The 26,144-nt window shown below is 40.6% G+C and carries 16 protein-coding genes and 1 riboswitch; of the genes, 12 read left to right on the forward strand and 4 right to left on the reverse strand.

Annotated features, from left to right (window positions below):
• The first annotated feature begins 432 nt into the window (after positions 1-432).
• The 9 genes from ACFPQ4_RS13350 (at position 433) to ACFPQ4_RS13390 (ending at position 18,151) form a co-directional block, all read left to right on the forward strand.
• Entirely contained in the window at positions 433-759 is a 327-nt protein-coding gene (locus ACFPQ4_RS13350) for a helix-turn-helix domain-containing protein (protein ID WP_378112364.1), read from the forward strand.
• 397 nt (positions 760-1,156) lie between these two features.
• Positions 1,157-2,110, forward strand: coding sequence for a hypothetical protein (locus tag ACFPQ4_RS13355; RefSeq protein WP_378112365.1), 954 nt, complete (start codon positions 1,157-1,159; stop codon positions 2,108-2,110).
• 26 nt (positions 2,111-2,136) lie between these two features.
• Positions 2,137-5,235: a sacsin N-terminal ATP-binding-like domain-containing protein gene (locus tag ACFPQ4_RS13360; RefSeq protein WP_378112366.1), complete on the forward strand. Its 3,099-nt coding sequence runs from the start codon at positions 2,137-2,139 to the stop codon at positions 5,233-5,235.
• Positions 5,232-6,146, forward strand: coding sequence for a hypothetical protein (locus ACFPQ4_RS13365; RefSeq protein ID WP_378112367.1), 915 nt, complete (start codon positions 5,232-5,234; stop codon positions 6,144-6,146). The genes ACFPQ4_RS13360 and ACFPQ4_RS13365 overlap by 4 nt, the downstream gene beginning before the upstream one ends.
• 348 nt (positions 6,147-6,494) lie before the next feature.
• Positions 6,495-9,242, forward strand: coding sequence for a type I restriction-modification system subunit M (locus ACFPQ4_RS13370; protein WP_378112368.1), 2,748 nt, complete (start codon positions 6,495-6,497; stop codon positions 9,240-9,242).
• 1 nt (position 9,243) lies between these two features.
• Entirely contained in the window at positions 9,244-10,488 is a 1,245-nt protein-coding gene (locus ACFPQ4_RS13375) for a restriction endonuclease subunit S (RefSeq protein WP_378112369.1), read from the forward strand.
• 16 nt (positions 10,489-10,504) lie between these two features.
• Positions 10,505-13,657 carry a type I restriction endonuclease subunit R, EcoR124 family gene (locus ACFPQ4_RS13380; RefSeq protein ID WP_378112465.1) on the forward strand — a complete coding sequence of 1,051 codons (3,153 nt, stop codon included), beginning with the start codon at positions 10,505-10,507 and terminating at the stop codon, positions 13,655-13,657.
• Between the two features lie 206 nt (positions 13,658-13,863).
• The gene (locus tag ACFPQ4_RS13385; RefSeq protein WP_378112370.1) at positions 13,864-16,590 is read left to right on the forward strand and encodes a hypothetical protein; all 2,727 of its coding nucleotides are present in this window, start codon (positions 13,864-13,866) and stop codon (positions 16,588-16,590) included.
• A 19-nt stretch (positions 16,591-16,609) separates the two neighbouring features.
• The gene (locus ACFPQ4_RS13390) at positions 16,610-18,151 is read left to right on the forward strand and encodes a DUF2357 domain-containing protein (protein WP_378112371.1); all 1,542 of its coding nucleotides are present in this window, start codon (positions 16,610-16,612) and stop codon (positions 18,149-18,151) included.
• An 836-nt stretch (positions 18,152-18,987) separates the two neighbouring features.
• Here ACFPQ4_RS13390 and ACFPQ4_RS13395 read toward each other — a convergent pair.
• The 4 genes from ACFPQ4_RS13395 to ACFPQ4_RS13410 form a co-directional block, all read right to left on the reverse strand.
• Positions 18,988-19,362, reverse strand: coding sequence for a PilZ domain-containing protein (locus tag ACFPQ4_RS13395; RefSeq protein ID WP_378112372.1), 375 nt, complete (start codon positions 19,360-19,362; stop codon positions 18,988-18,990).
• Positions 19,363-19,395: 33 nt separating this feature from the next.
• On the reverse strand, positions 19,396-20,667 hold the full coding sequence (locus tag ACFPQ4_RS13400; RefSeq protein WP_378112373.1) for a diguanylate cyclase: 1,272 nt from the start codon (positions 20,665-20,667) through the stop codon (positions 19,396-19,398).
• Between the two features lie 79 nt (positions 20,668-20,746).
• A complete protein-coding gene (locus tag ACFPQ4_RS13405) occupies positions 20,747-21,808 on the reverse strand; it encodes an HD-GYP domain-containing protein (RefSeq protein WP_378112374.1) in 1,062 nt (353 codons plus the stop codon).
• On the reverse strand, positions 21,762-23,627 hold the full coding sequence (locus ACFPQ4_RS13410) for a DUF342 domain-containing protein (protein ID WP_378112375.1): 1,866 nt from the start codon (positions 23,625-23,627) through the stop codon (positions 21,762-21,764). The genes ACFPQ4_RS13405 and ACFPQ4_RS13410 overlap by 47 nt, the downstream gene beginning before the upstream one ends.
• A gap of 126 nt (positions 23,628-23,753) precedes the next feature.
• Positions 23,754-23,839, reverse strand: a riboswitch (cyclic di-GMP riboswitch).
• Between the two features lie 275 nt (positions 23,840-24,114).
• Between ACFPQ4_RS13410 and ACFPQ4_RS13415 the strand changes: the two genes are divergently transcribed.
• From ACFPQ4_RS13415 to ACFPQ4_RS13425, 3 genes are all read left to right on the forward strand, one after another.
• On the forward strand, positions 24,115-24,288 hold the full coding sequence (locus ACFPQ4_RS13415) for a helix-turn-helix domain-containing protein (RefSeq protein ID WP_378112466.1): 174 nt from the start codon (positions 24,115-24,117) through the stop codon (positions 24,286-24,288).
• A 592-nt stretch (positions 24,289-24,880) separates the two neighbouring features.
• Positions 24,881-25,813: a TOTE conflict system archaeo-eukaryotic primase domain-containing protein gene (locus tag ACFPQ4_RS13420; RefSeq protein WP_378112467.1), complete on the forward strand. Its 933-nt coding sequence runs from the start codon at positions 24,881-24,883 to the stop codon at positions 25,811-25,813.
• Between the two features lie 103 nt (positions 25,814-25,916).
• Entirely contained in the window at positions 25,917-26,120 is a 204-nt protein-coding gene (locus ACFPQ4_RS13425; protein WP_378112376.1) for a hypothetical protein, read from the forward strand.
• Positions 26,121-26,144: the final 24 nt, after the last annotated feature.

Genomic DNA, 26,144 nt, shown 5'->3' on the forward strand with positions numbered 1-26,144 from the left:
TATATCGGTCTATGTTTGGACATCTTTTACCGGCTAATTTCGGTCATGGTAGGTTAGCGGAAACAACTTCTCATAAACTTTGTGAACAGCTAGACGATGCATATTATAAATATCTTCATTAAATTCTATTTGTTCCATTACACATCACCATTAATCATAATATCGCTTTGATGCAGGTTGGTTTAAATTCTTAATTGTGAGTTAAGTGGCGAAATTCGATGATTAGATTGGTGAAACTGATATTGAGGTTCACGATTGATACTTTCAGGCCAGTAGCTCAAAAATTTAGATACCGGTGATATCACCTCCTTAAAGAAATCAGAAATCAATCCAAGGTTGATCTTGTATTTTCAATGATTAAAGTGGGTGCCCCATAATTTTTTGGCACTATTTCTTAATAGCTGCAATGAGCTAAATCATGAGGTGATCAATATGAAAGAGTATGATTTGTTGCGAATTCAATTTCTCAAAACGCTATTGCAAATGGAAGAGAAGCTACTTACTGATTCCAAGAGTGAAAATGCTCAGACACATCCTGTTAAAAGTAGCGGACAGCTCATAAGTTATCCAAAAGATGAGGCCGAAACCAGAGCTGTGTTTTCTGTATCAGAGTTGTCGGATTATCTTGGTGTTTCGACTGACTCTATCTATACAATGGTGCGTGAAAATCAAATTCCTTTTGTAAGAATTCGAAGAAGAATATTATTTAATAGAGACTCGATCAATTCATGGATTCTCACTAACACACAAAAGACATGAGTAATAAAAGTCATTTCTTTCTAATAGGTTTCGCTAAATAGAAAAAACCACCACAAACTACTCCTTAGAAAAGGAGTGGGTTGTGGTGGTTGACTAGTTATGATTAAGAATACAATAAAGCTAGCGTAATAAACAAACGGTAAATAATTACTGTGTATCGGTTGAATAATAATACTCCAGTACAGGATTTATTATCTTGTACTGGAGTATTATTATTCTTAAATTTTGAAGGAGATTACTATGTGTTCATCGAACGTAATTCATGTAGGGATTTGTTGGAAAAGGAAAAAATATGTCAGAATCCTATGTGCTGAATAATTACATAATCTTTCTATAAATAAGAAGTAGGATTTTTATTAAAAGTGTAAAGCATTTAACGTTGAGGTGAAGTCCCTTGTTGAGGAAGTTGTTTTGGAGGCTAAAATTATATAAGAGTTATTTGCTTTATATTATTTTGATTGCGTTAATTGCTTGGGCACTATTTATGGTCTATAAACAGGAGGACAAAACACTTATTGGTGTATTTGGGACTATGATTGGTGTATTAATAAGTGGTTTTATGTCTATGTTGAATAACCGAAGCAATAAAGATTTTGATATTAATCGTGAGAATTCATTATATAGAAAAAATAATATTTATATTCCTATGTTTGATGAGCTTAATGCGTTATACAGAAAATCACTTCAACAAAGCGAGTTCAGCAAAATATTTGACTTCTTATTTATTCAGAAAACTGAAGAAATTGTTAATAGAAGCTTTGACATTCCAAATAAATCCTTAAACAAAAAGTTGCTCAAACTTGTAGAAGAACTTCGCGAATTATCGTTGATGAATTACAGAGCATTATTTCGTAACCTCGCGGATAAGTATATGGATACCATTCTTAATGAAATTTATGGAATACAAGGGAAGTATGAAGTGCGTGAGAGAGATGACGGTGTGGATATAGATCTTCGAGAAGGTGTGACGGAAGAGGAGTCATATTTACATGATGAAGTTATAAAGATCTTCAGAGATGAGATTGAAAATGACTTTATCTTTGAAAATTTATATGAGAATAAATATCCAGGTAATAACATGGATTTATATATCAAATTGATAGATGCTTTGACAGAATTGAAGCCGAATATTGAAGCAGTTCAAGAATACAAAGAATTGAAATCAAAGTATCAAATTGCTGATTTCATCTTGAATAAATTCTCCTTCAAGGAAAAGATAAACGAGAAAGTAGATATTAGTTCAAAATTGGAGCAACATCAGAAAATTATGAAATTGCTTCAAGAATGTCTCAATGAGATTCAAACTATAATCGTCTATATTAACAAAAAATATGATTTTTCGGATGTATGAAATATTAGAAATAAGGGAGGATAAAGATGGAGTTTTCACAAAAAATACAAAAACTACGAAATAAAGCTCAAGAAGCGCAAGCTGCAAATAAAATTATCGATATGTTGACTCAGTTAAAGTTGAAAAATGATGATACAACTTCTTATAGATGGATTTGGGAGCTTATTCAAAATGCAAAAGATGTTGTTAACTCTAGCGGTATGGTTGACATTATTATCAATTTCGATGAGAGCAGAAAAACTGTTGAATTTAAACATAACGGCAAACTTTTCTCAACGAAAAATATAGTTTTTCTTATAGAACAAGTTTCCACAAAAGATCGCACAGTAACCGATGCAAAAAATAAGAAGACTACAGGAAAATTTGGAACAGGGTTCTTAACTACGCATTTGCTTTCAGAAAAAGTGAAGGTTTCTGGATATTTGCAGGATGTTGGCGAACCGCCGTGTTCTTTTAGTGTTGTTTTAGACCGGTCTGGTACGGATCAACAGTCAATAATAAACGCGATACAAGAGAGTTGCTCTCAGTTAGATAAAAACACTACAATGACTAATGATAACACAATTAATGAGGATGATTTCAATACCTGCTTCAATTACGTTTTGGATGAATCTGGTGTATTAACTGCAAAGAAAGGTCTGAAAAATCTAGTTATTTCCGCACCTTACGTATTTGCTTTTGTTCCGGAGATAAATTCGATTACAGTCACAAGCGGTCATTTCATCCAGAAAATAAGTCGCGGGGAAACAATGGCTAGTAATCTTGAAAATGCATACGAAATAGAAGTTGTTGTTGAAACAAACAATAGTGGGAACCACACCCTTAAAAATAAGCGTATCTGTATTGTTGGCACTATAGATTTGTCAATTGCTCTTGAGATACAAAAAAATGAAAAAAGCATCATTATTGTTAAATACAACGAGGGACTGCCCCGTATTTTTTGCGACTTTCCGCTCTTAGGTACAAATGATTTCTCGTTTCCTGTGGTAGTAAATAGTCCGCTGTTTAATCCAACAGAACCACGAAATGGAATCCACTTAACGGATAAAGAACATGCACAAGTATTAGAAAACAAGCAAAAGTTAAAAGCAGCTTGTCAACTATACATTGAAATGCTGGACTTCTTCACAGAAAAAAGCTATGAAGGGATTTATAACATTGTTAAAATCCCTGAACAGTCTGGGAAGGAATGGCTATCCAATGAATGGTATGAGCAAGAAGTAATTAATCCACTAAAATCTCACATCAAAGGAATCTCACTCATTTACACACATAATGCTGAGAAAAAACCTCTATACGATGAATGGGGCAATGCCTGCGTATTTATTCCAAAAGATTTGGATAAAAATGCAAGGGAAAAAGTGTGGTCACTGTCAAGCAAAATCATTCCTAGTATGATCACAAAGCGCGAAGAACTAGAGCTATGGTACGATTCTCTATGGGATGAGTGTCGCAACTATGGCTTATTGGATTTAATAAAAAGAGTAGAAGAATTCGAAAATACTGATGCATTATCAAAAAGTGTTATTGGTGATGTAACTGATTGGCTAAATGAATTATTGGCATTATTTTATGCGAAAGAAGAATCATTCTCTAACAGCCTTGGCAGAAATCCGTGTATTTTGCCAAATCAGCATGGTGAATTATGTGCTATTGATTCAATATTGCTTGATTGCGGTATTGATGAAACTTATAAAAAAATTGCTGCTACTATAGATTTTGATTTTAAGAGGAAATTATTGGATGTAAAAATCAAACATGAACTTCTCCCTAACTTAAAAAAGTGTACGCTAGAAGATATTTTTGCAGAGATGGAAAAGAAATTGCAGAGATCGCATCCGAAAGAAGAAGAGTTTTATAAAGATATTATTTGCTTACAATCTGAACAAAGCCAAGAACAAGATGCCTTTTTAAGTCTTGTTAAGCATTTGTATTCTGATGATTCGTGGGGGAAAAGTAAAGTCTCAAGACATTCAAATGCGCTTCTTAGATCAGCATTGAAATTTTGGAGAGAAAAAATAACCAAGAACGTAAGCTCGTGTGGACGTATCGATGTATTCACTTCTCGCTATAGTTTTGCTAGTGAACACGAGGCAATTATTTGGCTGTCAGATTTTGTTCAAACTTTGGTGAAATATGAGCAAGGCCATTTATTAGATCGTATCGATATATTGCCTAATCAGCATGGTGTCTTCAAAAAAAGCGCAGAGCTGTCTATCGATTCTGGTGATATTGAAGAAACCCTTAAGGACGCATGTAATTACACAGGATATGACGTGCGTGAAACATTGTTATTAAAAGACATTTGTTTCATTCTGCCTGAAACTAGAACAGTTTACCTGGAGGGGATTTCCGAGAGGATCACAAAATATGTGAAGGAGAATAAGAACAGCTTAGGCCAATATAATGCTGATGAAAAAGAAGTCTTTAATAAGACCTACCTTTGGCTAAGAGAAAACTCGGGTAATGAAAAGGTCCTAAAGTGCTTTAAAGATTTATTAACCAATTTACATTGGTTTTATAATGACAATGACATTGCTGAAAATATGTCTATAGTGGAAGAATACAATGATGTGTTAAAGAAATATGGTGTTTCAGGGGTGCAAGAATTAGAAAAGATATTGTCTCGCTCTGATATCGAAAGTAGCTCAAGTAAAACGGTCGAGCTATCAAAAGAACTTCTTGCACAATGGGGTATTTCAACAGAAGAAGATTTAAAACGTGCTCTAGCAAACAATATACTTAACGCAGAATTTCTTCATGATTCTAAAAGTAACTTAGAGATGTTTAGTTATGTAAAAGAAATTCTTGAGCGATCCAAGAAAAAGATTATCGATTTTTTAAGTGAGCAATCGGATTATGATGTTTCAGATTTGGTAGAAATCAGCAATACTATCTTTGTAATTAAAAAATACAATACTGAAATTTATTTGATTGCTCGCCCGTCCGATTATGGTCAAATAATCTTATATTATGATTCTGAATTAGATGTTCTTGATTATGAAAAAGATTGCGAATTGTGGGTTGAAGATGGGAAAAGCGATCCGCAAAAAATAACATTTGGGAAAATGCTGAAGTTAACTGGAGTTAACAAAATTCCATTAAGGAGCATAAGAGAGAAGTGATCGACATTGATGAAGTATTACACTTACTACAATCCTCAGGCTCAAAGAATCTTATTTGTAGGGACTTAGAATTTAGACCGCAAAATTTGGCAATGTTTATCGCTGCTCTGTCAAACATGCCAGACGAGTACGGTTACATTGTAATTGGAGCTAATAAAAGTACAGATAAGTATTCTATAAATGGAGTAAGTGCTGGATTTAAGATAGATGAACCTATAAAACGGGCACTCGGTTTATTATCTGAGCAACCGATAATAGATTTTGGTCGTCTTACTATTGATGGTAAAAATATTTATGCAATCAAAGTAAAAAAGATTACAAGCTCCATTTTCTTCAAATCTACGCAGACTGTAGAATCACAGCCCGATTTATTTATTCGTGATCTTTACTTGGCTTGCATTAAGCTCCAAGCACGAAAACTGTTTGTGAATGCTACAGAAGATGAGCGTAATGACTTTATTGCAGACTTACTAGAAACAAACGGATATCGCCTTAAAGATCAAACTCGGCGCGGCAGTTCTGCCGTAGGAAAATCATCTGGCGAAGTTGATATATATATTGAAAAAAACGGCATGCCGTTTACCATTATAGAAGCTCTTAATTTAGATAGTTTGAACACTAATTATCTTAATACGCATCTTGACAAAATATATTCATATGATTCAGCAGGAAATATGTTCAATGTATGCCTGTCATACGTCAAAGTTAAAGATTTTGGTTCTTTTTGGAATAAGTATTGCTCCCATGTTAAAAACCATGAATACCCAGTAATGCTTATTTCATCAGATATGAATGCTGACAAAGATTATTCCTATTCTGACATAAGATATATGACAACAACCCATAATCGTTCGGGTAAAACTACATTCCTCTATCATATATGTGTAAAAATACAAGAAACGTTGTTCTAAAAGCGGATTTATCCTAAGGTATTGCGCAAAAGGAAAGACTTTCGACGGTACTTTGTCGACAGAATGGGATGATGTCTTAAGCATCATCTCTTTTTATTTCCGCAAGCGGCAAATACAACGCGCTTTCAATACGGCATCTAATCATGAGATCATTAAGGCATCCATACGAGAGGAGGGATGGCCTATGATCGACGGGACATTGGAAAGGGAAAAATCTTATGTTGTCTGTATATTGATGATATTATGGAGATGTTAAACAAAAACAATGTGTCTTAGTTTGAGGAACGGAAGAAAACGCCTTGTTGGTTGTTAAAATATATAAAGAGATGCAGAGAGGAAATAAAATTTATGAATAAGCAACAACTCGCCACGAAAATATGGGAATCAGCTAATAAAATGCGTTCAAAGATCGAGGCCAACGAATATAAAGATTACATTTTGGGATTCATATTTTACAAGTACCTTTCGGACAAGCAGTTAAAGTTTCTGAAAGAAAACAGCCTTACCCAGGAAGAGATCGAGGCTCTTGTTGAAGACGATGCCGAAACCGTAAAGTATGTTCGTGAACATGTCGGATACTTTATTGCCTACAAGGACTTGTTCTCAACTTGGCTCAAAATGGGCAAAGAATTTGATGTGTCTAATGTCACGGATGCCTTGTCAGCATTCAACCGTCTGATTAATCCCTCTCATAAGAAGGTGTTCGAGGGTATATTTAATACCCTTCAGACCGGTTTAAGTAAACTCGGTGATAGTTCCGGCTCGCGAACCAAAGCTATCAGCGATCTGATTCATCTGATTAAAGATATTCCTATGGATGGCAAGCAGGACTACGATATTCTTGGCTTCATATATGAATATCTGATTGGTATGTTCGCTGCCAATGCCGGAAAAAAAGCAGGCGAGTTTTACACGCCGCATGAAGTATCTCTTCTTATGTCCGAAATTGTTACAGGCTTTTTGAAGGACAGAACGGAAATCAAAATTTATGACCCTACGAGCGGTTCGGGCTCCCTCATGATAAACATCGGTCGTACTGTTGCAAAGCATATTGATGATGAAAACAACATTAAATACTATGCACAGGAGCTGAAGCAGAATACATACAACCTCACTCGTATGAATTTAGTTATGCGTGGCATCCTCCCGGATAATATCGTAACCCGCAACGCTGACACTTTGGAAGATGATTGGCCGTACTTTGATGAAGCCAACCCGGTTGAAACGTACAATCCACTTTATGTGGATGCAGTTGTTTCCAATCCTCCGTACTCTCAGAATTGGGACCCGAGTAATAAGGAAACAGACCCTCGCTACGCACGTTTCGGCCTCGCTCCGAAAACAAAAGCTGATTATGCTTTCCTGCTTCATGACTTATTCCATCTTAAGCCGGACGGTATCATGACAATAGTTCTTCCGAACGGTGTTTTATACCGTGGCGGTGAAGAGGGCGGGATTCGTAGAAATCTGATTGAAGGCAATCACATTGATGCTATCATCGGACTTCCTGCCAATATTTTCTTTGGTACGGGCATTCCGACAAACATCATGGTTTTGAAGCAAAAGCGTGCGAATACCGATGTTTTGATTGTTGATGCATCCAAAGGTTTTATTAAAGTTGGCAAGAATAATAATCTGAGAGCATCCGACATTAAAAAGATCGTTGATGCTGTTACTGCCAGAATCGATATTGAAAAATTCTCAAGAAAAGTCAGCCGTGAGGAAATCCGGCGGAATGAATACAACTTGAGCATTCCGAGATATGTTGATTCCACTGAAGGCGCAGAAAATTGGGACATTTATGCTTCTATGTTCGGCGGTATTCCCATGAGCGAAATTGCTGCACTTAGCGAATACTGGAGTGCTTTCCCGGAATTAAAAGAGTCATTGTTTACAAAAGGTGTAGGTCCTTATGTCGAGTTGGCGGTCGACAATATTGAACAGACTGTCGATGAGCATCCCACCGTAAAAGCTTTTATTTCTAATTTCATGGGAGCTTTCGGAGACTTCGACGGTTTCTTGAAAAGCGAACTTATAACGAATATGGCAAGCCTCAATATTTCAAAAGAAGAGGTTGTTTTGAGTGATGACATTTTTGCCCGCCTTGCTTACATTCCGCTTATTAACAAATATGAAGCATATCAATTGCTTGATGACGAGTGGGCAATAACATCTGTTGACTTAGAAGTAATTCAGACGGAGGGCTTCAACGCTGTTAAAAAAGTTGATCCCAACATGGTAGTCAAGAAAAAGGACGGCAAAGAGGAAGAGGTACAGGACGGTTGGATCGGTCATATTATTCCGTTTGAACTTGTTCAGCGGACGCTACTTTCAGCTGAATATGAAGCACTTAAACAAAAAGAGGGCCGCCTTGCTGAAATATCCTCTGAATATGAAGAAATACTTGACTCGCTTTCCGAAGAAGAAAAGAATTCAAGCGTGACTAACGATTCCGGCGATGCGTTTGTGGCAAAAGAAGTCGGGGATAAACTTAAAGAAATCTATGCAGATGTTAACACCCAGGAAATCAAGGCGCTGAACGCTTATGCTGCACTTTCCAGGAAAGCCGACAAACTTGCCTTTATCAGCGCACATGACGATGTAGTATGGTCCAATATGGAAGCGGGTAATGATGGCACATATTCTAAAAAAGCAGTAAATGCTTATTTAGCAGAGCTTCAATCCGCTTTTGAATTCCCTGAAGAATTCTTTGAAGCAAAAATTTTAAAAGTAAGCAATCTGATAACCGAAGAAAAAGAAGTAAAAGCACAGGTAAAAGCGGATGCCGCTGCATTGCATATGAAAACAAAGGAAACCATCGAATCGCTTTCCGACGAACAGGCGCTTGAACTGCTTGAGCAAAAATGGATTTTTCCTCTTGCGGAAAGTATTAAGCAGCTTCCCAATGCGGTAATTAATGTTCTGGTAGAGAAAATCAAAGCTCTGTCTGAAAAATACGTTGTCACCTACTCTGCTATCGAATCGGAGATACAGGAAACGGAGTCTACTCTCTCGGCGCTCATTGATGAACTCGTCGGCAACGAGTATGATATGAAAGGTCTTAGCGAGTTCCAGACGCTTTTAAAGGGTGAGTGATATGGCTGAAAAGGATAAAATACCAGAGATTCGCTTTTCCGGATTCACTGATGCTTGGGAACAGCGTAAGGTAACGGAGTTAGGTAAAGTGTTCATCGGTTTAGTAACAACAATGACCAAAAATTACTGTGATGAAGGAACATTACTCATCAGAAACTCTGATATAAAAGAAAACCATTTTGAGTTTTCGGAAACTCCTATTTTTCTTAATGAGAGTTTTGCTCAAGAAAACTCGACTCGTAGATTACATATAGGAGATGTCGTAACAATTCATACTGGTGATGTAGGAACATCAGCTATTATAGGCGAAAATCAAGAAGGTGCAATAGGTTTTGCGACCATTAACACAAGACCTAATCCTAAAATTTTGGATTCGGAATATTTGGCGACATTTCTTAATTCCGATGCACATAAGAATTTTGCTTACACAAATTCAACAGGCGATGGTCGCTCAAATTATAATTTGAAGGATTTCAATGAGGTAATTGTTCCTTTACCTTCATTGGACGAACAAAAAAAAATCGGGACCTTTTTCAAAAGTCTCGACCACCATATCACCCTTTATCAGCGTAAGTATGACAAGCTGGTAATCGTCAAAAAATCCATGCTCGTAAATATGTTCCCTAAGGATGGAGCTAATGTTCCGGAAATCCGCTTTGCCGGATTTACCGATGCTTGGGAACAGTGTGAGTTAAGCGATTATCTTGAAACATCGAGCGAAAAAAATTCAAATGATGATTTCTCCAAGAGTGATGTTCTATCTGTGTCTGGTAAACTGGGAATTATTAATCAAATTAAATTTCAGGGGCGTTCATTTGCCGGAGCGTCTGTTTCAAATTACGGGATAGTTGATAATGGAGATGTTGTTTATACGAAATCACCATTGAAGGCAAATCCATATGGAATTATCAAGACAAATAAGGGGAAACCTGGAATTGTTTCTACATTATATGCTGTTTATAAGCCTAAAAAAAACACAAATTCAAATTTTGTTCAATGCTATTTTGATTACGATTATCGCCTTAATAAATATCTTAAGCCATTGGTAAATAAAGGCGCGAAAAACGATATGAAAGTAAGTGATGATAATGCATTGACTGGTTTGGTTATATTTCCAAGCTATGAGGAACAAACTCGGATTGCTGAATTTTTAGAATGCCTTGACAAACTCATCACCCTTCATCAGTCTGAGTTAGAAAAGTTGAAAAATATCAAAAAATCAATACTCGAAAAAATGTTTGTGTAGGAGGTGTAAATTGGCAATGGTCTTTGACAAAGAATCTGACTTTGAAGAAGCCTTGATTGAGGTGCTCTGTCATAAAGGATGGGAACCTAAGGTCTTGAAATATCCCTCTGAAGAAGATTTGCTAAAAAACTGGTCGGATATTCTCTTTGAAAACAACAGAGGTATCGACCGTTTAAATGATTATCCTTTGACAAGCGGCGAGATGCAACAGATTATGGAGCAGATCAACACGCTGCGGACGCCCTTGAAACTCAACAGCTTTATCAACGGGAGAACTGTAGCCGTTACCCGTGATAATCCCGATGACACGCTGCACTTCGGGAAAGAGGTCAGCCTCAAGATTTATGACCGACGTGAAATCGCTGCCGGACAAAGCCGCTATCAAATCGCACAGCAGCCCAAATATAGGAGTAAGTCCAAAATATTAAATGATCGTCGCGGTGATTTGATACTCTTGATCAACGGTATGCCGGTTATTCACATCGAGCTGAAGCGCAGCGGCGTTTCAGTCAGCCAGGCATATAACCAGATAGAAAAATACTCCGATGAAGGGGTTTTCACCGGAATATTTTCTCTGATTCAGATTTTTGTTGCTATGGAGCCGGCAGAAACAGTTTATTTCGCCAGCCCTGGAATGGACGGAAAATTCAATAAAGATTTCTTTTTTCACTGGGCAGATTTTAATAACGAGCCTCTCAATGACTGGAATGATATTGCTTCTTCACTGCTTTCCATTCCGATGGCACACCAGCTTATCGGCTTTTACACCGTCGCCGATGACACCGACGGCGTACTGAAAGTCATGCGCAGCTATCAATACTATGCAGCAAACGCTATTTCTGACCGTGTTTCCAAAACCAACTGGGATGGTCGCGACAGGCTTGGCGGATATGTTTGGCATACCACAGGCTCCGGCAAGACTATGACAAGCTTCAAGTCGGCGCAGCTTATTGCAAACTCAAAAGATGCCGATAAGGTTATCTTCCTAATGGACAGAATTGAACTCGGAACACAGTCCTTGAAAGAGTATCGCGGTTTTGCAGATGAAAATGAGTCTATTCAGGCAACGGAAGATACCATTACTTTAATTTCAAAACTAAAAAGCGACAACCCTGCAAACACACTTATAGTCACCTCTATCCAGAAAATGAGCAATATCAAAGACGAAGAGGGAGGCGTAAATGCTCATGATATTGAGATGATGAGTTCCAAGAGAATCGTCTTTATTGTCGATGAAGCGCATCGCACTACCTTCGGAGATATGCTCAAGGGTATAAAGGACTCTTTCCCGTCTGCCGTTTTCTTTGGATTTACAGGAACGCCGATTCAGGATGAAAACCAAAAGAAAATGAACACGACATCAACTATCTTCGGTGACGAGTTGCATAGATACAGCATTGCTGATGGTATTCGTGATAAGAATGTCCTTGGATTTGATCCTTACAGAGTATCGACATACAGGGATAGAGATGTTCGGCAGGCTGTTGCCTTGGGACAGGCCAAAGCAGCTACCGTTGAAGAAGCCCTTGCTGATCCTAAAAAGAGCGAAGTCTATTATAAATACATGAATTCTTCACGTGTAAAAATGGCGGGCTACATCGGTGATGACGCAGAGTATGTCAGAGGTATAGAGAACTACGTGCCGAGATCCCAATATCAAACTGAAGAACATACGAATATGGTTGTTCAGGACATTGCTGACAACTGGGTTACATTAAGCCATAACAGCAAGTTCCATGCTATCTTTGCTACAAGCAGCATCCCAGAGGCGATCTGTTATTATCGGATGATAAAGAAAGCCATGCCTACTTTAAAGGTTACTTGCCTGTTTGACCCAAGCATCGACAATGACGGCGGAGTAGCTTTTAAAGAGGACGGTCTTGTTGAAATAATCGAGGATTACAACGCCAGATATAAACAGGATTTTAGTCTGAAGAACTATGATAAGCTGAAAAAGGACATTGCTACGCGGCTTTCTCACAAAAAGCCATATCAATTTATTGAAAGAACGCCTGAAATGCAACTCGATCTTCTGATTGTAGTCGACCAGATGCTTACAGGCTTCGATTCTAAATGGATTAACACGCTTTATATGGATAAGGTGCTTCGGTTCGAAAATATCATCCAAGCATTCTCCCGTACAAATCGTTTGTTTGGTCCGGAAAAGCCTTTTGGAACCATACGCTACTATAGGTATCCACATACGATGGAGCAAAATATCGAAAAAGCTGTGAAGCTCTATTCTGGTGATAAGCCTATTGGATTATTTGTAGAAAAGCTTGAGTACAATCTAAACAAGCTGAATTCAATATTTTATGACATCAGTGAGCTGTTCACCCGTTCCGGGATTCCGGACTTTGAAAGGCTGCCGGATGACCGTTCGGAGCGTGGGAAATTTGCTTCTCTCTTCAAATCATTCAACGACTATCTGGAAGCTGCAAAAATTCAAGGTTTTATATGGAAACAGTCTACGTACCCATTCAGTCATGGGGGTGGCAAGCCAAAGACTCAAGTCGACATGAAACTGGATGAAAACACCTATTTGGTTCTGGCGATGCGTTATAAAGAGCTTTTCGGCGGCAGCGGTGCAGGTGGCGGCGACGATATTCCTTTCGAGATTGATGGATACCTAACGGAGATTGATACCGGGAAAATCGACTCGGACTATCTGAACTCGCGTTTTGAAAAGTATCTTAAAATCCTTATACAAGCTGATGTGGATGTAGCTGAAATACGGAAGACGCTTGATGATTTGCATAAGTCATTCGCCGTGTTGACGCAGGAAGAACAAAAGTATGCAAACATCTTCCTTCACGAAGTTGAAAGCGGAAATGCTAGGATGGAAAGCGGTAAAACTTTCAGGGATTACATCACTGAATATCGATTCAAAGCAAAGAATGACCAGATCCACCGTATTTCACGATTTTTGGGGGTGGATGAAAAGAAACTCCGCAATCTCATGGCTGCAAATGTAACAGAGGCAAGCATCAATGAGTTCGGTCGCTTCGATGATTTGAAGGCTAGCGTAGACAAAGCCAAGGCAAAGGAGTATTTTGAAAAACTGGAAAACACAAAAATACCACCATTTAAGATCAACATAAGAGTACACAATTTGCTTCAGGAGTTCATTCTTAAAGGTGGGTTCGATATCGAAGAACCGAAAGAATAAAGGGGGGGACAACCGGTGAAGCCGGGCTGGCTATCGAATCGGGTTTACGATTCAAGCAAATAAAGTAGAATAATTGAATAGAAAAAGTAGAGGCACTTGTGGTTATCCATAGATGCCTCTTTTCGCGTATAATAGGGACATATTGCCAATAATAGATACTCGTGAATACAATCCAACCACCACACCTGTCCAGGAGGGCGCCTATCTTGCTCAAATTCGAAGCCGCTCGAAAAATATTTGCGAACCTGCTAGATCATCCATACGTGACAGTCGAAGTGGATCTGCTGAACGGCTGGAAGCTAAGTGCGGAAGTTGCTTCCCGGCAATCAGATACAGAAGCGCCTTATTTGGGCAGCCTTCATGTCCCCGTTACTTTCCGCAAGGAGCATGAGGAACCGATAAACTTCTTCATTCAAGTGCAATTTATTCGGAATAAGGGCATCCCTTCGCTAGAGGATCAGGACGATCAGAGGGGCGGTTACGCGATCTCGATACGTAGCTCGAAGTCGGAGCTTTTGTATAGAGCGATGCAAGCGGCTCGGTATGAAATTCAAGACGATGATATGACCGTGCATATGACGACGGATTTGAACTCGAAGAAAGGCGACGAGTCTTTCCGTCATCAGATGCTTCGATACATTCAACATTTCCTTCTTTTCTTCCAACAGCTGGGCGGAAAAAGACTAGGCGAAAATCAGTTCTTATTCGCAACTTATAATTCTACCAATGACGCATTTACCCAAGAACAACAAGGTATTTTCGAAATGTTGCTGCTCTTGTCAGTGTTCAAGGCGATCATCAAAGAAGAGCTTAAGCTGCCTATTTCCGCTCTTATTCCAGAGAAGAACGAAGATTTGCCGTCAGCGATATGGAAGGTCGCTCCCGGCAAACGGGCGGCATTCTGGGCGGATGCGTTAGAAGACGGCAATATTTTTATTGGATGGCCAGAGCTTGGCGATCTCCGGCAATACAATGACCAAACGCAACTAAAGGCTGCCTATTTTGCAGCGTACAATAATGAGCAAGAGCCAAGAAACGATATGGAATCCATTTGGAGCTTCTATCGTGAAATCAAACCCGGCGATATCGTGTTTGCCAATCAAGGGATGAAAAATTTTGTCGGGATCGGTAGAGTCACGGGTGAATATTCGCATGATCCAGACTTCGAAGACTATCCGAATACTCGATCGGTAGAATGGATCGTCACTACTCCGGTTCAGTTGAACAGCAACGCATTTCGAGTTCCGACCGTTACGAGAGTGGAACAGCGATTTTTGGAAGAAATCAAGCATGCCATTCTGGAGCAAGTGGTTGACGGTTCCGTGCTTTGGGAGCAATTATTCGGATTGAATCCACGGCAACCGCGCATCCAACTGTCCAATAATTCACTTTCGGAAAATTTTCATCTTTATTTGCGTTCGCGCCAATTTTGGTTCTCGTTCGAATTTGTTTCCCGGTTCGTGACGGCTCTTCAAGCGAAGCCTTTTGTTATCCTTTCGGGAGCTTCCGGTACCGGGAAAACCAAAATCGCACAATACTTCGCCGAGTATATGAAGGACACCGCATATGCTCAAAGCCCGGAAGTCGATTCGAAATTTAAACCTCCGGCTCGCCCCTTGCTTGGCGATACGTTTCATATTGAACTGCGCCCCTATACGTTCGATTATCAGCGAATGATGGTCACGGTCGAGATGCAGGACCGGATCGACATGGATTTGACGAGCGGCACTGAAATCGAGGTTCGCTTCGGCGGACAATCGGAACGTTCGTTGATCAAGTCGCAAGGCAATGCCGTACGACTCGGCTTCCGCAAAAACTTTATGACCTGGTTGCATGCGGAATGCAAGATCAGCGATCAGCTCCAACTTACGATAGCGGATGGAGGTCGAACGTTTCATTTTCAAAAGGAGACATCCCCTGAGATCTTAGCTCCGGACGCCTCCAACGCCGCGTTCGTATCGGTGAGACCGGATTGGCTGGACAATCGCGGCATGCTCGGCTATTACAACCCGATTACCGAAACGTATGAGCCCACGTCCTTCCTGCTCACGATGCTGCGAGCCGAGCGCCATCCGGATCAGCCTTATTTCGTGCTGTTGGATGAAATGAACTTGGCCAAAGTGGAATATTATTTTTCCGATTATCTAAGCTGCTTAGAGAGCCGTCGTATGGATGGAGACCGCCTGGTGCAGGAGTCGCTTTTCCTTCATCAACAGGCTAGACCGATCGAATATGCCGATGATCAGAATCGCGTCTGGTACATCCCGGCCAAGCTGGCGATCCCGCAGAACCTATATGTGATCGGCACTGTGAATATCGATGAAACGACATACATGTTCAGTCCTAAAGTTTTGGATCGGGCGAACGTGCTCGAATGCGGTGAAACGAATCTGTCCGGTTATTGGCACACTCGCAGTGACAGAGGTGACTTTTCAACGGCATGGACGCCGCTTCGAAACCGCCAAGTACTCTTTACGCAGGATGGCCAATATCATCTACCGCTTTATCGGAAAGATTTTCTGAAGACGGAGAACCGTTTGATTCTAAAGGCAGCTGTCGAAGAGGTGCTCAACCTTCATCGTTTGCTCGAAGAGCATGGCTACGCTTTCGGTTACCGCGTGTTCGACGAAGTCATGAGCTACTTACTCCTACGCCTTAGAACGGACGAAGAGCTACTCACGGAAGCGCTAGACGCGCAGGTCGTTCAGAAAATGCTGCCGAAACTGCATGGCAACCGCAAGCAAATCGAAGGGCTTCTTCTAAACTTGCTCGAGAAATTCGTAGGAGGTTCGATCAACGGAGATCCGCTTTCGAAAGAAAATCGAGAGAAACTGGAGACGGACGACAGCTATATTTATCCATTGAGCGGAGCAAAAGTGTACAGGATGTACAGGCAACTGATACAAACCGGCTATTCGAGCTTTATTTGTTAAAGGAGCGGAAGATCTGCCGATGTTCAGAGCACATGCGATTTACGACCAGGGCGCTCCAGTGAACGGCGTCTTGCAAGAATGGACCGATTACGTCGTAGAATTCGAAACTGAGCTTACCGAGGCGGACAAGAAGCAGATTTTGGACGACTATCGGAAAGTGCTAAAACCGCTCCGAAGAAATGTATTCTTGCTGAACTTTAGAAATTTCGTGGGACATACGAATTTTTGCGGGCAGTCGTATACTGTGAGCAGTGATAAAATGTCCGAGAAAGAGATCCTCAACATGAATCGTTTCATTAGTTCGCGAATCGCTTTGCTGCCCTATTACGACCATAATCCGGTAAGATCGTATTGGGCAGAGAAGGCCGACGAGGAAGCATATCGCCTGCATCAATGGCATTTGTTGCGAGAAGCGCTGTGTCGGGAGTGGGAAGGGGCTCCGCTAGGGGACTGGTGGAGATTGATTGACCGCGATCCGCACCATCGAATCGAAAACGAGGTCGTGAACTCGCCGATTTGGAGTGTCAGAACGGTCAATCCAGACACGCTCGAGGTGATCGCGCAACATCCGGGAACATGGGTGCCGATTCCGAAATCCAGCGGCTTGTCCCTTACCGCAATTGCAGGAAAGCTCATGATGCAGGGTCAGGCTTATTTTCCGGCTACGGCACTCGAACGGATCAACCGCCTTACTTTCGATACGGCCGAAAATCGCATGATGAAGCTGATATTGAGTCAGTCCGTGGAGATTACGGAATGGATGGCAGATCGGCTTTCAAAAGATAAAGATTCGATCCATGGAAAGTCTGCAATTCGGGAAGAAAACAAGAAAATGCAGGACGAATTGACGGAGCTGCTGATGTCCGGTTGGGTGCAAGAGACCGCTGAGCTGCATTCGATTCCACGGGCATCCACTGTCCTGCAAAGAAAAGCGGGCTATCGTCAATGGTATTCCTTTTACCAGCATTGGTTGTTGGGCGGGAAATTCCCGATGCCTGATGAATGGATTCGGACATTGGTCGATACGAGGGATATTGCTAAAATCTATGAATATTGGTGCTTCTTCATGGTGGCCGACATAGTAGAGCGGATTTGGGGGTCACCTTCCGAGATAAAGCGAATTGAAGGATGGGACGAGTCCGGACTATTGACGCAAGGCCTTCAAATGGATTTCGCCGCACCGAACAGAATGTTGTCGGTCTACTACAACAAGTGTTTCGTCGGTGGTCAGCAGTCGTATTCTCAAAACTACAGTCCGGACATCAGCGTAGAATCGGAGGGTAGATGGCATCATTTTGACGCGAAATTCAAGTTCCAACAAAGCCCTAACGGAGTGAAAGCCGCCAAGAAAGAAGACATCGATAAAATGCATGCTTATCGGGACGCCATACGGAACACGGAGACGGTATGGGTTTTGTATCCGGATTCAGTGTCATCGTCACTGCGTTTCCATTCCGTGAACGGTAGCAGCAGCTACGACGCTGGAGTGGGCTCGATCGCGTTATCTCCTAATAACGGCGCAGGGCTGACAGGAGTAATCGAGGAACTATTCAGCATCTAAATTGGAGAGACTTGCTGTGACTCGGATCGGGAAGAAAGTCATGTGATCGGACATCACAGCAGATCTAATCTTGAAGTGTAGTGGCTAACAGAGGGGGCTCGAGGTTTGAGCTGGTAGCCTCTAGGACCAATTTCCGATGTCAAAATGATAAACAAAAGCCTGAAGAAACCCTTCATACAAAGGATTTCAAAGGTTCGAGATTGATGTAAAATTGATGTAAAACATCAACAGAAGCCATCGGAATGCAGCCAAAAAGATCGGAAGCCAATTGGCAAAAAGCCCTTCAAATCAAGGTTTCTGCGGATTGTAACAGTCCAAATCCCAAGGCACTATGATCCCGCATACGGGGCATGTAGAGGCGGTCACATTGATGGTTCGAAAATGAGGCGTGGCAGGCTCGCTTAATTTATGTGTGTTATTTGTTGAGAAGAGTTTAAGTATAAAAATAAGTGCAGACGCATTTATTGCTTCTGTACTTATGCAATGGAATGATTGCTATTAATTTAGTGAGGTAAATTCGGTTTGATAGTGTTCGCCGCCTGATTATTTGGCGGGAAAAAGCCGTCTCTTCGCCAATTGGATTGGCGGAGCCAATCCGATTGGTTCACCGACATTAGCCTAATTCCTTCTGTACAATGGCGGAGGATTAGGCTATTTTCTGTGAAAATCAAATTGCACGCTTGATCTAAATTCGTCTTTAAAAGTTACAACGTGATGAAAAAGAGGCAATAAGATGCCCGACTTCGCCCTTGAGAGCGAGCCGTATCGCTAAGCTCCTGAATCCCGAAAGAGAAGTCATATCACATTCCTGTACCGCCATAATTGATGCCGTCTATTTACTTTTCCTTTACCAACTTCCAAGCGAACGCCTTTAGTTCACCTGTAATCGCCTCGCGGATCGCTTCATCTGTGTTCAAATGAATGCCGCAATCGAATCCCTGTCCATGAATCTCTTGATGGACAAGAACACCTGGAATCGAAAATTCAATAGACATGATTTGAAAATGCAAGGTCAGCTCAATTTCATTCCCGGTTATTTGAAAGTCGTATTCCGTAAATATTTTGGCTCCATGCAAACTAATATCAAGGATTTTCATGTTACCAAAATGGCTCTCCACCTCAGTACCATTTATTTTTGTGATTTGAAATTCACCCTTCAAAGGTTCGGGAAAGCAATATCGAAAGGGTTCATCACGTCTGCTGAAGTGCATTTTTGACCTCTCCTTGCTATTGATCGCAGCAATTTACTTCGACTTCCTCAAAAGTCTTGCGGTCAGCGCCTTAATCGGTTTTCGTTTTTCCCGGTATAATAAGTTATCGGCGTGTTTCAAAAGACTCTTTACGGAATCACCATGATGAGGATATATGGAATATCCAACACTCGATTTGATTTGGACGCTTTCTTCCTTATAAGGGATCGTATACGGCTCACGGAGTACTAGTTGAAACCGTCTGATGAAATGATGTATATCTTCACTCCCATTGATGGTTTTCAATATAACGGTAAATTCATCACCGCCTAAACGACCCGCGATGTCTTTTTCGCTTTTGCAGCCAAGAAGGCGGTGGGCGAATTCCTTCAATACAAGATCTCCAGTATCATGACCATACGTATCATTAATCCATTTGAATTTATCCAAGTCCATGATCAGTATAGCAAAGTGTTCGCCATTATTCGAAGATTGTTCAAGCGTCTCCTCCATTGCCATTCTCATTTTCCTTCGATTATACAGTCCTGTTAAGAAATCAAAGTACGCCATCTGTTCGAGCTCGAACTGCAACTGCTTTCTTTCCGTAATATCCCGCGATATAAGAACTATATCACGCACACTGCCATCGTCTGAAACGACAGGTGAGCATACGGTCTCAACCCAGATCCAATCGCCACTTTTCCCTTTTTTGCGCAGTTCCAATTGGCTAGATTCTCCGCTCTCTAATGTCTCGCTGATCAAACGCTTTAATCGAATCACATCCTCTGGATGGACGTAGTCAAAGACATTCGATTGATCAATATACCCCAGAACAGCTTCATGCGAAGGTGAGGCATATTCGACATTCCCTTCAGTATCCGTCACTTTGATCATATCTTTGGAATGCTCGGCAATGAGTCTGAATTGCTTTGCGCCCGTTGTGAATATTTCTTCTAGTCTTCTTTGTTCGGTCGTATCGATATACACGATCAGTGCACCCAATATTTCTTCAGATGGTTGACGCTTTAAGGATATAATTCGAATCAAAAAAGAATAATCATCATGAATGACCTTCTGACTGTAGGTCGTTTCCTTAGCCTGGAGCACGTGAGTAATACCAATTAGAAGATCTTCCTGATCCTTGTAAAACTCCAAATAGCTTTGATTCAAGTGCTTTCCTAGTTCTTGGAGATCATAAATCGGCGAGTCCAACCCAGTTCGATTGATAGATGTTATGATCCCTTCTTTGTTGATAATGACTGCGGGTTCGAGCATGGATTCAAAAACCAATTGATCCAGAGCGCTTGCATGAAAGAGGGCGTCCATAAGTGTAATTTCACCCGGTTAATCAGATTTTTTATTAAATGATACGCTCCAAAGCTATTGGTAATAGAGTGTCCATTCGTTACTCGTTGCTGGCAAAGCCCAAGATTTTATTTTTAGACAGCCGCAGATCATAATATTGTCCTTGGTACTCAACCAGTGGATTGATCAAGTCATCTGAATGGAGCATAACTATGCGAGCTACTCGACCGTCTGATAAAAGAACCAAATCCCCGATCATTCTGTTCATGACGTTGGTTATAAAGCATTGAACAATTATTGGATCGAATAATCCGAAAGCGCGTTGATAGATTTCTTGAAACACTTGGTATAAGGGAACTGGCTTCTTATACACCCGCTCGGAAACCATCGTATGGAAGACATCGGCAACCGCTACAATTTTGCTAAAGTACGTGATCTTATCACCACAGACCCCACAAGGATAACCGCTGCCATCTTCCCGTTCATGATGCTGAAGAGCAACTAAGGCTTGTTGTTCAGTCATGCCTGAAAGATTAGTAATCATTTCATACCCCAAGTAAGTATGGCGTTTCATTTCTGAATACTCTTCTGCACTGAGTTTATCTTCTTTTTTCAAGATCGAGTCACGGATCTTGGTTTTTCCAAGGTCATGTAGCAACCCCGCGACGGCGAGATCATTCAGTCCCTCATCTTTTAACCCCAACCATTGTCCAATTAAGTAGGAGATGACTGCAACACCGATACAATGTCGATAAGTATAATGATCCTTCTTGCTTAATTCCAATATGACGTTTAAAAGGTTTTTATTGAAACACAATTCTTTGATTTTCGGCATAACAATTTGACGGATAATTTGATTTGAAAGTTGACCGGAATTCTTCTGTATCTTTTCATAGATCGACTGAACCTCAGATATCGCTTCATCAACGATTACATCGGTAACTAGTTCGGTATCGTCTGCCCAGACCTCGATACCATGTTGACGTAGAAGTTCAAGATGGTGAATGTCCAAAATACTGTTTTTTGGCAGAAGCAAGCTGCCCTGCTCGGAATAGATATTGTTGTTTAATCTTCTCCCAATAAACCATGTATTATCGATAGGAATCACGTCTTTCTTATGCCATCTGTCTAATACTATTGCGGTCAAACGTTTTTTCTTCAACTGGTTCAAAGATGTCCATACTATACCGATCCACAATGATTTTTCCTTCAAACATTTTCTTCACAATAACTTTCTTAGCAGCTTTAAGGCTTGTCCATACCCCAGTCATCCCACCTACAAGCATTGCCGATATGGTATCTCCCGCCTCAAGTTTGGAACCCCGGCATACGGAATTGTCCAAAAAGAAAACAATGTTCCCCGCTGAATAGAGATCGCACTGGATCACTCCTTCTTTACGAATGAGAATGTCTCCATTCGACTTGAGGATTGATTTTTGCCCCTGATTGATGACAATTTGCACATTCGTTTCTTGACTTAATGCGACTCTCATATATGCTTCTTTCAGAATACGTAAGAAGTCTTCCATTCTTGGCGCAGTCATTATCTCAATCATTTTTGTTGGTTGCAGAAATAGTTCCAAGTAGTTGTTCAACTGTTGTAAATCATCTTTGTTGTAAGATCGAATACTAGAAATTACGCCTAACAATTCTTTAATAACGCTCTCAACTTGCTGATATTTGCTTTCCGTAATCAGTACTAAGACTTGTCCATAACGTACCTGCATATTTTTCTTGGCTAACTCATATAGCAATAGCTTCGTACTTTCCAGCATTTTTTCAAGTATTTCAATCAATTGTTTAGAACTGTTATAGAGCCGGTTGTAAAGCATTCCGAAATACCCTGAATACAAATTACTTCCTACTATGTTGCCTTTGACTGCGATACTGCCAGTCGCGGTCAATGTTGCATTGAAAACACTGCCAGCCACATAAATGTTTCCAAGTGACTCAATGATCATGTTGTCCGTGACATCGCCATACACGATCACATCACCAGCAAACACAATATTTCCTGTCTGCATATCAACGTTTCCTGGTACGATAAATGCCGTGTTGATATCAAAGTATTTGATCTGATTTCCAGTAACTTTAGGTCGACCTTCCTTTAGAGCAATGACGATGGAATCAGGCGTTACCTCGACAGTATCCTTTACTGCAATACGAATGTCCTTGACTGGTTCTGGAAGCAACACGTTTCCGAAAACGTCACACCCCGCCTGGCCTTCGACAGGAGGGGTCTTTTTGGCCATAACATCTCTGTTCTTGACGGAAGGAATGTTCATATGATTTTTATAGTCTATATAACCTCTGACCTCAGTGAATACGTTCTCGATATTTTTAGGGAAATATAGATCAAGTTGTGCATCTCGCCCTTGGACGGGGGCTTTACCCCTAGCAATGGTTACTGGTTGAAAAGAAGGTTGAAGTATTTCCGTTTGAATCGCTACAACATCAAGATTCATTTTTATCTTCATATTTTCAACTGCCGCAATAATATCTTGTAAACTCAACATTTCCAATACAATAGTTATATCTTCCTCAGCAGTCAAAGTCACTTTTAACGAAGGGGACTTCTCAGTTAATATCCAAGCATGTCTTTGTACCCGATTAATCGATAGATATGCTTCTATTTTGTCATCCGATATGGTTATCTCAAATAAAGGCTTTTCTTCAATTTCCCAGTTAATCACGCTTTCGGATGTAACCTTCGTCTCTTTAGAGACCTGTTTTCCATCCACCATTAACTTGACTGGTTGCGTTGCGTTAATAACCGGATACTTACCCCCATTGGAGGGGTTTCCAACAATAATCTTAGCTTGTTCAACCTTAATAGACCCATCAGTGACCACAGTATTTGCGTCTGCTGCTTGAGTAGTAGCTGAGAATGATCCAGCCTCTTCACGCACCTCAGAACTGGGAGCTTCGTCAAGTTTTTTCAACAAATTAATGATTTCTTGTTCACTGATATGTCCTGACATGGGAACACCTCACTACTAGTCAATTAGAATCTGGATTTTCGAATTTTCAATTATTGTACGGGTCTTGTGTAAGAGAAAATAAAAAAACATCCAAAGAAGTGATGTTTTAGATACGTTCACCTCACTTTCGGCAACTTGGCGACCGTAGAATCAACTTCCTTAGGCCCATAGTTTTGCGTCCCTATTTTTCAATAGGTTTGCCATTTCGATATGAGAAATATGGAGTTCATGTCATTTTTCAACAATTATCCGCATGACTGAACTTAATGCGACAATGCCCATAATAGTTAGTGTCATTTTGTATCGTTAGTACTAGTTGCGATTCAATATTACTACAAAGTTTTGCCAAAATAAACCCTTATTGTAGAGTATATTATGTGGAAATTTCCGACATTATGAATCATAATAAAAAATTTGGGGGGGTGTGATTTTGACTTTAGAATTATCTTTCGCCAAAATTCTTAAGTCCTTGAGAGTTAACCAAAAAATGTCCCAAGAGGAGCTTGCCTTTAAGAGTAACCTTGACCGGACATACATTTCAATGTTGGAAAGAGGCATTTGCCAACCGACCCTTAATACGATATTTTCATTGTCAAAGGCTCTTAACACTATGCCTTCAGAGATGTTCAAGCTTGTAGAAAATGAATATGAACTAGAATAACGGAGAGGACTGGCTATTCTGCTTAACTGATTCACAAATTGAATATCAGAGTCCAACATTAATCGAAGAATCCAAAATAAAGATCGCATTGATAAGGAATATCCAATATCAAAACGATCTTTTATCAAGTTGCCTCCTGACAGATTATAGTAACTCTCTCGATAACTGAACCCCATCCTTTAGTCAGCAATGTATAGCCACTGTTCTAGGAGAGTATTGCGAAAATTGATGATCTCTTCCATCTCAAGATATAATTCATAATGGGCTTGTGATAACTCACTTTTTAGTAAATTCTCAATCTCCCGCTGCATCCCACTATTAAATATTGATTCAAATTATGCTTAACCGTCTCTTCTACTATAAGTTGGAGAGTCGGTTATTCATATCAATCTTATCCCCTATGATAGAATAGAGATACGACCAAATCCTCTTATTTCTGGAGACAGTATGAGTAATGACCTGGAGCAACAATTATTTAAGGCTTTGAAAGAAATAGAAGCTCTTAAACAGGAGAATCGTTCCCTAAAGCTCCAACTTTCCAATTATACAAATCTAGAGGAAACGATACCTCCGACGCAATCTTTATCTAAAAATAGCCTTATTCCGTTCTCTATTTCGTGGGAGAGAGGATGTCTATCCCGTTCGATGGACGAACAAAGCCGGAAAATCCGGGTATTCACCAGCTTGTCAGAATGAGTGGACGGTTGTTTGCAAAAAGCTGCAAATCAAATGCTCGGAATGTGTACATCAAGCATTTGAATCTATTTCAAATGAAATTATCTCCCGGCATCTCGATGCTAAGAAAAATCGAACCATAGGTTTATATCCTATGCTTCAAGATGAGACTTGTTGGTTTCTTGCCATGGATTTCGATAAGCACAATTGGCAGCAAGATGCTGTTGCTGTATTGGAAACCTGCAAGGAATGGCAGATTCCGAGTGCACTTGAGCGGTCTCGTTCGGGAAATGGCGGGCATGTTTGGTTCTTCTTCAATCAACCGATTGAGGCCGAAATCGCAAGGAAATTGGGATGCGCCATATTAACAAAGACGATGGAACGCCGGTACCAGATTTCATTAGATTCATATGATAGATTGTTTCCGAACCAAGATACGCTGCCAAAAGGCGGCTTTGGAAACTTGATTGCGCTTCCTCTTCAGGGAGTCCCTCGCAAGGAAGGAAATAGTGTATTCGTAGACGAGACTTTCCAGCCATATGAGGATCTGTGGAGTTATCTAGCCGGAATGGAGAAGCTTCCGATAGATCGAGTTCAGCATTTAGTTTATGAAATGACAAAAGAAGGTTCTTTGCTCAGCACCGGTGCTTGGAACGAAACTGACGAGCAGGATCTGCCCTGGACAAAAACGGGGGCTAGTAAACATTCCGCTTTAATTTCGGGTGCGTTGCCGTCACAAGTAAACGTCGTCCATTCCAATATGATCTATATCGAAAAAAAAGGATCTGCCATCTGCCTTCATCAAGCAGCTTCAAAATTTGGCTACGTTTCAGAATCCGGATTTTTATAAGGCGCAAGCCATGAGGCTTCCCACGTATGGTAAGCCGAGGGTTATCGGTTGCTACGAGGATTATACAAAGTATATCGCCTTACCGAGAGGCTGTTTCGAAATAATGATGGACTTGATGAACGCCCATCGAATTGAGGTAATTATTACAGATGAACGTAACTGCGGAAATGCAATCGATGCTGCCTTCACCGGGACGCTTTCCATGCTGCAAGACGGCGTGGCGCGGTCTATGTTGGCACATAACACTGGAATACTTTCGGCAACCGCTGCCTTTGGGAAAACCGTACCACCTCTACTACAAGCGTAGAGTAGTTATAGAATGGTAATTCAG

This window comes from Cohnella yongneupensis (assembly GCF_042655785.1).
GTDB lineage: Bacteria > Bacillota > Bacilli > Paenibacillales > Paenibacillaceae > Cohnella > Cohnella yongneupensis.